We start from the raw sequence: 1,396 nt of genomic DNA on the forward strand, positions 1-1,396 counted from the left end.
GAACATGGGGTAATCGCGGGAGCGAGCTACCTCGATCAGCGGCGATGTAGAGGAAGGTGGCTGTTCCCCGGTAGATGAAGGTGCGGGCTCACGACTGGCAGCCGGGTCCATACATCGGACGGAGAACAGCCATGGGTGAGTATATCGGGCTCGACGTATCGTTGAAAGAGACAGCCGTTTCGATCCGGTGCGGCGGCAAGCGTGTTTGGCGCGGCAAGTGTTTGTCAGACCCGCAGGTCATTGCAGCTCTGATCCGCAAGCACGCCCCTGGGGTGGAGCGGGTGGTGTTCGAGACAGGGTCACTGTCGGTGTGGTTCTACCACGCGCTCACGGCGGAGGGGCTGCCAGCGATTTGCATTGATGCGCGCCATGCCAAGGCGGCACTCGACATGGCGGCGAACAAGACGGACGCCAACGACGCCGACGGCCTGGCTCACCTTGCCGAGGTGGGGTTCTATCGCGAGGTACGGGTAAAAGGATTCGACAGTATGCTCTCGCGCACGCTGATTGCGGCGCGCACGAAGCTCGTCCGCGCGACGCTGGACATAGCAGGGCAGATTCGCGGGCTGATGAAGACGTTCGGACTCCTCGTACCGCGTGGCATCGGCGGCAAGTTCGAGACGAACGTTCGTTCCCTGCTTGTCGACAATGCCGAACTCGCCCGAATCATCCTGCCCCTACTCGAGGCGTGGCGGGGTCTGCGCGTCCAGGCGACCGAACTGGGGCGCCAACTCCTCGCCGAGGCACGCAGGAGCCAGCAATGTCAGCTGCTGATGTCGATCCCCGGGGTCGGCGCGATTACCGCTACCGCTTACCTGACCGCGGTAGAGGACCCCGCCAACTTCAGGCGATCCCGCTCGGTCGGCGCTTGGCTTGGGCTAACCACTAGGCGATACCAGTCGGGCGAGGTCGATTATGACGGTCACATCTCCCGGCGCGGTGACGCGCACGTCCGCTCGCTCCTATATGAGGCGGCCGTCGTGATCCTGACCCGTAGCCACGCCGATAGCGATCTGCGCAGCTGGGGCATGAAGCTTCGCGAGAAGATCGGCTTCAAGCGTGCCGCCGTCGCTGTTGCCCGCAAGCTTGCGGTCATCATGCACGCCATGCTGCGCTCCGGCGAACTATTCACCAGGACGGCCGCTACCGCCTGATCCAAGAGCTCGACAGCGCCTATGGCGTGACGAGGCGTCCCTGCCGGGACGTAGGCTGGTCCATTCCGTTTCGGCCGTTGCACCACGAGCTCCAGCTCGATGCGTGCGGAATGAACATTGGAAGGGCCATCCCGCGAAGCCCCATGATGCGGCGGCACCTGCCGACCGCGAAGACGACCGTGCCCCGGCAAACAACGTCTCTCACGCGAAAGCGCTTGCAAACCCCGCTATTAGACGACGTC

1 protein-coding gene is annotated in these 1,396 nt (G+C 63.7%); it reads left to right on the forward strand.

The genetic code is table 11. The features are described from left to right. Nucleotides 1-131 precede the first annotated feature (131 nt). Complete coding sequence (locus SSA01S_RS18830; RefSeq protein WP_058734963.1) at nucleotides 132-1,154, forward strand: IS110 family RNA-guided transposase; 1,023 nt, start codon at nucleotides 132-134, stop codon at nucleotides 1,152-1,154. The last annotated feature ends 242 nt before the right edge of the window (nucleotides 1,155-1,396 follow it).

It is taken from the genome of Sphingomonas sanguinis NBRC 13937, assembly GCF_001591005.1.
Lineage (GTDB): Bacteria > Pseudomonadota > Alphaproteobacteria > Sphingomonadales > Sphingomonadaceae > Sphingomonas > Sphingomonas sanguinis.

Bases quoted from the DNA above. Each gene is read 5' to 3' on its own strand.
- SSA01S_RS18830 (WP_058734963.1), top strand. From the start codon at position 132: ATGGGTGAGTATATCGGGCTCGACGTATCGTTGAAAGAGACAGCCGTT.